At 61.4% G+C, this 9744-nt stretch carries 7 protein-coding genes; 3 read left to right on the plus strand and 4 right to left on the minus strand.

Features of this window, described 5'->3' with window-relative positions; all coding sequences use genetic code 11:
* Positions 1-56: 56 nt before the first annotated feature.
* Positions 57-3380 carry a DUF1217 domain-containing protein gene (locus A7X77_RS28365; protein WP_064686164.1) on the plus strand — a complete coding sequence of 1108 codons (3324 nt, stop codon included), beginning with the start codon at positions 57-59 and terminating at the stop codon, positions 3378-3380.
* 198 nt (positions 3381-3578) lie between these two features.
* Here the strand turns inward: A7X77_RS28365 and A7X77_RS28370 are convergent, their stop codons facing one another.
* From A7X77_RS28370 to A7X77_RS28380, 3 genes are all read right to left on the minus strand, one after another.
* A complete protein-coding gene (locus A7X77_RS28370; protein WP_064686165.1) occupies positions 3579-5015 on the minus strand; it encodes an FAD-binding oxidoreductase in 1437 nt (478 codons plus the stop codon).
* A 33-nt stretch (positions 5016-5048) separates the two neighbouring features.
* Positions 5049-6023, minus strand: coding sequence for an L-threonylcarbamoyladenylate synthase (locus tag A7X77_RS28375; RefSeq protein ID WP_064686175.1), 975 nt, complete (start codon positions 6021-6023; stop codon positions 5049-5051).
* A gap of 61 nt (positions 6024-6084) precedes the next feature.
* A complete protein-coding gene (locus A7X77_RS28380) occupies positions 6085-6693 on the minus strand; it encodes a DUF6656 family protein (RefSeq protein ID WP_010030774.1) in 609 nt (202 codons plus the stop codon).
* A gap of 413 nt (positions 6694-7106) precedes the next feature.
* Between A7X77_RS28380 and A7X77_RS28385 the strand changes: the two genes are divergently transcribed.
* A complete protein-coding gene (locus A7X77_RS28385) occupies positions 7107-8351 on the plus strand; it encodes an aromatic ring-hydroxylating oxygenase subunit alpha (RefSeq protein ID WP_064686176.1) in 1245 nt (414 codons plus the stop codon).
* A 141-nt stretch (positions 8352-8492) separates the two neighbouring features.
* A complete protein-coding gene (locus A7X77_RS28390; protein WP_010026411.1) occupies positions 8493-8948 on the plus strand; it encodes a BA14K family protein in 456 nt (151 codons plus the stop codon).
* Positions 8949-9070: 122 nt separating this feature from the next.
* Here A7X77_RS28390 and A7X77_RS28395 read toward each other — a convergent pair whose 3' ends face one another.
* Complete coding sequence (locus A7X77_RS28395; protein ID WP_064686166.1) at positions 9071-9334, minus strand: DUF982 domain-containing protein; 264 nt, start codon at positions 9332-9334, stop codon at positions 9071-9073.
* Positions 9335-9744 lie beyond the last annotated feature (410 nt).

Raw genomic sequence — 9744 nt, forward strand, 5'->3', positions numbered from 1 at the left:
ATGGGCTTACCGGCAGTTTGTCATTCTTTTAGAGATTTTGCCAAAGGGCGCTTTTGATGATTACGGCTTCCCTCGCTTATTCGATCCTGTCGAAGGATATGACGTCGAGCCTCAACAAGGTTGCGTCGCAGGCGACAGTCAAGAAGGATGCCCAGTACTACGCAGACCATATCAACAAGGTCACGAATGTCGACGATTTCCTCGGCGACTACAAGCTCTACAGCTATGCGATGAAGGCCTATGGTCTTGAGGACATGACCTATGCCAAGGCCTTCATGAAGAAGGTGCTGGAGAGCGATCTGACCGACCCCGACAGCTACGCCAACAAGCTCTCCGATACGCGCTACCGCGAATTCGCCGCCGCCTTCAATTTCAACGCGCCCGAGAAGGACGTGCAGACGGATGCGCAGGAGGACGAGCTCATCGGCCTCTACAAGCAGTCCTTCGTTGATGCCGACAAAGCTGCGGCTACCGAGAGCACCTATTACAGCAACAATATCGACAGCGTGCAGACCGTCGACGACCTGGTCAACAACACGCGCCTGCGCACCTATGTGCTGAAGACGTTCAAAATCGATCCCACCTATGCGTCGAAGGATTTTCTGCGCCAAGTGCTGACGAGTGATCTCAGCGACCCCACGAGCGTCGTCAACACGCAGGGCGGCGACAAGTACAAGGCGCTTGCCGCCCAGTTCAGCTTCAATGCCGATGGTACGGTCACCGGCACGGCGCAGACGGCGGCGCAGAAGGCGTCGGTCATCGAGACCTACACGCTGAATTCCCAATCGGTCATCATCGACAATTCGGTCGGCTCCGACGTCTACTATGTCGGCAAGACGGCTGCCGAATACAACAAGGCCTACTACACCGCCAAGATCGGTACGATCACCAATGTCGACGATCTGGTCGCCGACAACCGCCTGACCTCCTACATCAAGACGGCCTACAGCATGGGCGCCGACTTCACCTCGGCCGCGCTGCGCACGGTGCTGACCGATCCCGGCTATGCCCAGCTCATGGGCTTTACCAACGTCTACAATGCCTTCAACTTCAAGGCCGACGGTTCGACCTCGAATACGGCGCGCGCCCAGTCGGTCGAGCAGGCGAACCAGCTGAAGTCGGCCGCGTCAAGCACCACCAATTATTATAGCGTGACCTCGCAATCGAGCAGCATCACCAATGTCGACGACCTGCTCGCCGACAGCGTGCTGGCGCGCTACATCAAGGACGCCTATGGCCTCGGCGTGAATTTCAGCAATGCCGAGCTGAAGAACATCCTGACCGACTCGGCCTATGCCGCCGCTCAAGGGAAGGCCGGCCTCAATGCCGACTTCAACTTCAATGCGGATGGCTCGATCAACGGTTCGGTGATCCAGACCGATACGCAGCGCAAATCGACCACCGACAAGTCGGCGGCGAATGCGACCCACTTCAACAGCATGATCGGCAGTGTCACCAATGTCGACGACATCATGTCCGATCCAGTTGCCGTCAGCTATGTCAGAAACAGCATGCAGATCGCAGACAGCGTCTCCGATGCGACGTTGAGAACCTTCCTCATTGATCCCGCGGCGGCGAGCGCCCAGGGCTACAGCGATGTCAACGATCTCTTCAACTTCAAGACGGACGGCTCGGTCGCGACCCTCTATGCCTCGCAAACGGCCACGCAAAGCGCGAGCACGTCAAGCAAGGCCGATGACGCGGCCGTCTATTACCAGGCGACCATCGCCGGTATCTCCAACGTCGATCAGCTGCTGGCCGACCAGAAGCTGAACAATTTCGTCCGCAACGCCTTCGGCATTCCGTCAACCGTCACCGATCTCGCTCTTCGCGATATCCTGACCGATCAGAGCGGCACCGGCACCTATGCCGACGTTGCCGCCGCCTTCAATTTCAAGGCGGACGGCACGCTCGAGGACGGCATGCCGGCGCAAACGGACAGCCAGGTCACCAACATCAAAATTGCCGCCACAGCGCGCACGAACGACTATTCCGCCAGGATGGGGACGATCGCCAATGTGGATGATCTCATCGCCGATCCGGCCATCACCAATTTCCTCAAGAGCACCTACAATCTGCCGTTCGATATCTCGGACGCCGAACTGAGGAGCATTCTCACCGATGCGACGGCGGCCGCCGCAGCCGGCCACGCTGATCTCAATACCGATTTCAATTTTGCTGCTGATGGCTCGCTTCCAGCCGTCAGCTCGGTCCAGACCGCTGCTCAGGCGCAGACCACCAATGACAACTATATGGCGCGCTATGACGACGAGCGCGACGAGGCCATCGCCGAGGTCGCCTCCAACTACAAGAGCATGATGGCCGACAGCACCAGCCTGCTCGATTTCTCCGAGATCAAGAGCGTCAACGATTTTCTGCGCACCAATTCTTCGGCCGATTTCAAGAAGAGCAACGACAATCTGCCGGATCCCTTTCATGTGGCGCTACAGGCCTTCGGCCTGACCTACCAGGACGTGTCGCGCTCGATGATGCGCAAGATCCTGACGAGCGATGCCTATGACCCGGACGGCTATGTCGCGTCGCTGAAGGACGAACGCATCACCAATCTCGCCCGCGCCTTCAATTTTGGCCCGGACGGCAAGGCGGCGTCACCCTTCCAGGCGCTGCCCGACGCGACCATGGCCAAATACGCCACCGACTACAAGGCGCATATGACCATGCTGCTGAAGGCCGGCCCGGTAAAGGACAAGGCGGCGAAGGACGCGACTGCCGAAGTGGATTATTTTGCCAAGGGCATGGCGAAGGTGAAGTCGCTTGACGATTTCCTGGATGACAGCCGCCTCACCGATCTGGTGTTGAAGGCGAACAACCTCGATCCCAAGGATTACGACAAGGCGACGCTGAAGAAAATCTTTACCTCCGATCCCGACGACCAGAAGAGCTATCTCAACACCAAGGCCGATGCCCGCTTCAAGGATATCGTCGCCGCCTTCAACTTCGACAAGGACGGCAATCTGACCCGCGCCAAGATAGGCGCCATCCAGAATAAGGCGGCTGAGGAAAATACCCAGGAGCTTTATCTTCAGCAGACGCTGGAAACCCAGCAGGGCGAAAGCAATGACGGCGTGCGCCTGGCATTGTATTTCAGCCGCAAAGCCCCCAGCATCACCTCGATCTATTCGATCCTTGGCGATAAGGCGCTCTATCAGGTGATCACGACAGCCTATAGTCTGCCCTCGCAGATTTCAGGCATGGACGTCGCCAAGCAGGCCGACCTCATCAATCGCTTCGTCAAGCTCGAGGATCTCCAGGATCCGAAGAAGGTCGACAAGCTCTTGCGCCGCTTCACCGCGATGTACGATGTCCAGAACAGCACCCAGCAATCGCCGGCGCTGCAGATCCTGACCGGCGGCGGCTGATAGCTGTCCTAATTGCGCTTCAGGTTTCAGTGATTTGCGCATCACCCTTGCCGGGGTCGAGCCACGGGTCCCGACCCGTCCTTCGGACCCCGCGCGCGGGGAGAGGGGACGTGCCTTGCGAGTGGGGCAGGGAACGGCGAGCTGCTCGGCCCCGGTCGGTGCCCGCAGGCGGATGAAGGGCTGCCCCGACCGCCACCTTCAAACGTCGAGGCTGACGACCTTTCCCGGATTCATGACGCCAGCCGGATCGAAAGCGCGTTTGATGCGGCGCATCAGCTCGATTTCGATCGCCGGCCGGATCGCCGCCAGTTCGTCGCGCTTCAGCTGGCCGATGCCGTGTTCGGCCGAGATCGAACCGCCATGGGCGAGCACCAGCCCGTGCACGATGTGGTTCATTTCGCGCCAGCGGGCGATAAAGGCGGCCTTGTCGGCGCCGATCGGCTGGGAAATATTGTAATGGATGTTGCCGTCGCCCATATGGCCGAAGGCGCAGATGCGGGCTCCGGGCATCGCCGCCATGACGGCCTCTTCGGCCTCGGCGATGAAATGCGGGATCCTCGACACCGGCACGGACACGTCGTGCTTGATCGATCCGCCTTCCGGCTTCTGGGCATCCGACATGCTCTCGCGCATGTGCCAGATGGCCTTCTGCTGGGCCACGGATGAGGCGATCGCTGCATCGAGCACCAGACCGGCCTCAAAACCCTGTTCGAGCACGCCGTTCATCATCCGCTCCGCCGTCTCGGCCGAATCCGACGTCGAAATATCGATCAGCACGTACCACGGATAGGCCGCTTCCAGCGGATCGCGCACGCCGTCGATATGGCGCGTGGTGATCTCGACGCCGAACCGCGGCATCAGTTCGAACCCGGTGAGCGAGGTGCCGCAGAGGCTGGCGGCAAGGTTGAAGAGAGCAAGCGCGTCTTCGACCGAATTGAGGCCGGCGAATGCCACCTGATGGCCGAGCGGCTGGGGAAACAGCTTCAGCACCGCCCCGGTGATGATGCCGAGCGTGCCTTCGGCGCCGATGAAGAGATCGCGCAGGTCGTAGCCGGTATTGTCCTTCTTCAGCCGGCGCAGTCCATCCCAGATCTCGCCGGTCGGCAGCACCACTTCGAGGCCGAGGCAGAGCTGGCGCATATTGCCGTAGGCCAGCACCGCCGTGCCGCCGGCGTTGGTGGAGAGATTGCCGCCGATGCGGCAGGAGCCCTCCGAGCCGAGCGACAGCGGAAACAGCCGTCCATGCGCCTCGGCCGCTTTCTGCACATCGGCAAGGATCGCGCCGCCGTCGGCGACCAGCACGTTGGCCACCGGATCGACATCGCGAATCCTGTTCATGCGCTCCAGCGACAGGATGATATCGGACTGGCCCGCGCGCGGCGTCTGGCCGCCGACGAGGCCGGTATTGCCGGTCTGCGGCACGATTGCGGTTCCGGTCTCGGTGGCGAGCTTCATGATATCCGAGACCTCCTCGACCGAGCCGGGCTTTAAGAGGAGAGGGGAGGAACCGTGATAGAGCCCGCGGTTTTCGATCAGATGCGGCGCCAGGTCGGCCTCGCCGCGCAACGCGTATTTGTCGCCGACGATGGCGGCGAAGCGGTCGAGAAGATCCGTGGAAATGCCGGGGCTGCTCATCGGTTCGATCCTCTGTCGCTTCTATCAGTTCTATCAATCGCGCGGGGCGGCAGCCCTTTGCAGGCGATCGTTGATCGCCTCGCCCAGGCCGTCGTCGGGAATGGGCGAAAAGGCGATGCTCGAAACGCCGCTGGCATCGGCCCGCTTCATGTAGTCGAAAAGATTGGCCGCCGCTTCCGCAAGGTCGCCGCGCGGGCTGAGGTCGAGTACGATGCGTGCGTCGCGCGCGCCTTCGACCGCCGCACCGCCGAAGGCGATCAGCGCTTCGCCGGGTTCCACGGCGCTCGCATTGAGACGCACGCTGGCCCCCGGCGCATAATGCGAGGCGAGCATGCCCGGCGCCTCGATGGCCGCCGATGCCTTCTTGGCGCGCAGCAGCGGCCTGCCGGCGACACGCTCGATCTCGCGCGCCGCGAGGCCGCCCGGCCGAAGCAGCCTCACCCGGTCGCCTTCCACCTTGACGATCGTCGATTCGACGCCGACCGTGCTTGGGCCCGCATCGAGGATCAACGGAATCTTCGCGCCGAGATCGGCCTCGACATGGGCAGCACTCGTCGCGCTGATGGCGCCCGAGGTATTGGCGCTCGGAGCGGCGAGCGGCCGCCCGAAGGCGCCGATCAGGGCGCCGGCGAACCCTTTCGGGACGCGCACGCCGACGCTGTCGAGACCGGCGGTCGCCAGCGAATGGATCGGGCTTTCGGCCTTGAGCGGCAGCACAAGCGTCAGCGGGCCGGGCCAGAAGGCTTCGGCGAGCGCCCGCGACACCGGATCGAACTCGGCATGATGTTCGGCCATGGCAAGATCGGCCATGTGGCAGATCAGCGGATTGAAGCGCGGCCGGCCCTTCGTCTCGTAGATGCGGGTGATGGCGGCGGGGTTGGTGGCGTCGGCCGCAAGGCCGTAGACGGTCTCGGTCGGCATGGCGATGGCAAAGCCGTCGGCAAGAGCGGCGGAGGCCGCTTCGAGCGCCGCCTGCCTGTCTGCCTCTATGTCGATGATGCGTGCCATGTGCTGCCCGAATTTGATCCCGGCAGTCATTAGGCTTTCCGCCGCCGCCGATCAATCGCTGTTATAGCTGCCGGATGATTTCACGCAGCTGTTCGTTGCGGGCGCCGAGCAGCAGGACGTTGCGGATCGCCGCCTGTGGGTCGTGGGTGCGGAAGAGCAACCCATTGCCGCGTACCGACCGATCGATGGTCATCCTTTCGGAGGAATCCTCGCCCGGTTTTATCGCGACGGCGAAATACATGCGGGAATAGCCGACGTCGATGCGCTGGAAGAAATTGTCGTTGTCGCCGATGTCGGAATAGAAATTCGCAATATAAAAGGCCCAGCTCACCTCGTCATAATGGGCGAACTTGGTGCGCGCGGCAGTGACATGGCAATAGCCGAGATGCGGGCTGTCCTCCAGCGTCCGGTGGAAGACCATCTTCGGAAACTGGATCGAGTGGTGAAAGCCGTTGATGTGCTGATGCGTTTTTTCGCCAGCCACCTGCAGCTTGCGGCCCGTCTTTGCCGCGACCTCGTCATGGGTGAGGTAGCGCTTTTCCTCTGCCAGCCAGTGCCGCCGTTCGCGCGGGATGCGGCCGGTGCGCAGGAATTCGGAATGGGCGGCGATCGGCTGCCGCTCACGCAATCTGCTGGTGTCCTTCGCATCGAAATAGCGGAGTCTGGCCATGGTTCGCGTTCTTCGGTCGGTCTGATTCATCGCAAGGATAGGGTCCTATGCTTAAGGCGGTGTTAACGCGGTTCCGGCTGCGCCACGCTGCCGGCAGGTGTGAAAGGATGTCGCAAATGCGACGGTGATCGGCATCCGGCAACCGGCCCCTTTGCGAAACGGGGCTTTACGCCATGTCGCAATTGACGATAATTGCCCGGAGAGTCGGCGATGCGATCGAGCGGGGCGGGCCGTCACAGCCTTGCCGCATCCTGTCGTCAATTTCGAAGCCGATGTCGCATTGCAACCAAGCCGCAGGCGGGCTCGGTGATTAAATGACGCCATGAACAATTCTCCAAGAGGAGAAGGAAGCGGGCGCGCTTCCGCGGTTTTTCCCGCTTAACGGCGGCAGCCGGATGCACGAGGATATGAAGATGGATATTCGCAGCAACGTTTTGCGTCAGCTCAAGAACCGCCGTGAGGGCTTCAGCCTCGAGCAGCCGTTCTATATCGACGAGGATTATTTCCAGCTCGACATGGAGATGATCTATTATCGCGACTGGCTGTTCATGGGCCATGATTGCGAGCTGCCGAAGCCGGGAGCCTATTTCACCGTCCAGATCGGCAGCTATCCCGTCGTCATCGTGCGCGGCCGCGACAATGTCATCCGTGCCTTCCACAACAGCTGTCGCCATCGCGGCTCGCGCGTCTGCACCAAGGAGCGCGGCTCCTCCGTGCGTCTCGTCTGCCCCTATCATCAGTGGACCTATGATCTCGACGGCAAGCTCGCCTTCGCCCGCCATATGGGCGATGATTTCGACAAGACCGGCTTCAACCTGAAGCCCGTCCATTGCGAAAGCGTGGCCGGCTATATCTTCATCTGCCTCGCCGACACCGCCCCGGATTTCCAGACGGTGCGCGACAAGATCGAGCCCTATATGGCGCCGCATCGGATCGGCGAGACCAAGGTCGCCTTCCAGAGCACGATCATCGAGAAGGGCAACTGGAAACTCGTCTGGGAAAACAACCGCGAGTGCTATCACTGCGCCGCCAATCACCCCGAACTCTGCCGCACCTACCCCGAAGCGCCGAGCGTCACCGGCACCGACGGCGGCGCCGACGATCCCGAAATCGCCGGCCATTGGGCGCGCTGCGAGGCCGCCGGCCTGCCGAGCAAGTTCCAGATTTCCCCGGACGGTCAGTTCCGCACCGCCCGCATGCCGCTGATCGAGGATGCCGAGAGCTACACCATGTCCGGCAAGCCGGCCGTCAAGCGCCGGATCGCCGACGATATCTCGATCAGCCATGTCGGCACCATGCTGCTCTTCCACTATCCGACGACCTGGAACCACCTGCTCGGCGACCATGCCATCTCCTTCCGCGTGCTGCCGCTCAGCGCCAATGAGACGGCGGTGACGACCAAGTGGCTCGTCCATAAGGACGCGGTCGAGGGCGTGGATTACAATCTCGAGGAACTGACACACGTCTGGACCGAGACCAACGATCAGGATCGCCGCATCGTCGAAGAGAATGCCTTCGGCATCCACTCGCCCGCCTACGAACCCGGCCCCTATTCTTCCCTGCACGAGGGCGGCGTCATGCAATTCCTCGAATGGTATTCGAACTTCATGGTGAACCGGCTGCAGGGCGACCAGGCGAAGATCTCCGCCGTCGCCTGATGCATGTCGCCTGCAACTAAGGCGGGTTCAGGCCGGCCGATCTAAAACAGAAAAGCAGCCGGTCGCCGGCTGCTTTCGGAACCATTCAGCCACCAACGCGTTGCGTGGCAGGCGGTGATCGCCGTTGAATGGGAGAGAAGAATGATCGGGCTGAAAAGCAAAATCGCGACTGCAATTCTCACTGCCGCCGTCGTGCTCACGGGCTTTGCCCCGTCGCAGGCAATCCAGATGCCGACCGCCCCGCAGGTGGAGAAATCCTCCGCCGTCGAGGAGGTCCAATACCGCCGCTACTATCGCCGCGACTATTACCGGCCCGGCTATCGCCCCGGCGCCTATTACCGCCCCGGCTGGTACGGCGGCTATCGCGGCTACAGCTATTACCGCCCGGGCTATCGCCGCTATAACGGCTACTGGTACCCGCTCGCCGCCTTCGGCGCCGGCGCGGTCATTGCCGCCCCGCGCTACGTTGCGCCCGCGCCGCGCTATGGCTCGGCGCACGTCGCCTGGTGCGCCAACCGCTACCGTTCCTATCGGGCCTACGACAACACGTTCCAGCCCTATAACGGCCCGCGCCAGCAGTGCTATTCGCCGTATTGAGGTGAGGCAAGGGAAGCGCGACGCGAGTTGCTTCGGCAGAGGGAGTTGGCCGGACCATCACCCCACCCTCCGGATGACGGAAGGTGGGGGAAGCTCTGCGGCTAATACGTCGCCCGCGAAGCTCAGTGAACGACAGTGATAACCGACATGCCAGCTTCGTCGGCGGCACGGATAAGCGCTGCCCGCGCGTCCTGCGCCGGAATTTCTCCATGAATTGCATCCCGGCATGCCCTGATTGCAATAAGATATTCGTCTCCATCGTCGATCGGCCAGCCAACCGTCAGCATCTCGGCAGCCTGCACAAGGGTTGCAACAAGCTTGTATTTTTCCGGCCCACTCACAACGAGCATCAGAGGGGCAAATTCTTCCGATGTGCACCACTTCATGACATTAGGTCTCCCCACGGTAAATATATTAGTAACCGTGCAAGAACCGTTCCAGGCGAGGCGGCTGCATGAACCAGCTGTCCGTCCGAGCGTCGATCGCTGAGATTACCCGCCATCGCCGAGGCCAAACATCTGATGGAGGAAGCCGTCGCAAGACTGAAAGTGACCGCGACAGCCGTGCATTCGTAGTATTGAGGTGAGGTAAGGGAAGCGCGACGCTTGCTGTTTTCGGCAGAAGAGTTGGCCGGAGCAGCACCCCACCGTCCGTCATCCTCGGCCTTGAGCCACTGCTGTCCGGTTTAAATTTGGTGGACATGGCGCACGGTGTTGATTCTACTCGTATTCGGATGTTTGGCGACAATCCCGGACACGAAAGAGGAGCAACACCGTGCGCCATGAGAATAGCGTCT

Source organism: Rhizobium bangladeshense, assembly GCF_001662075.1.
Classification (GTDB): Bacteria; Pseudomonadota; Alphaproteobacteria; order Rhizobiales; family Rhizobiaceae; genus Rhizobium; species Rhizobium bangladeshense_B.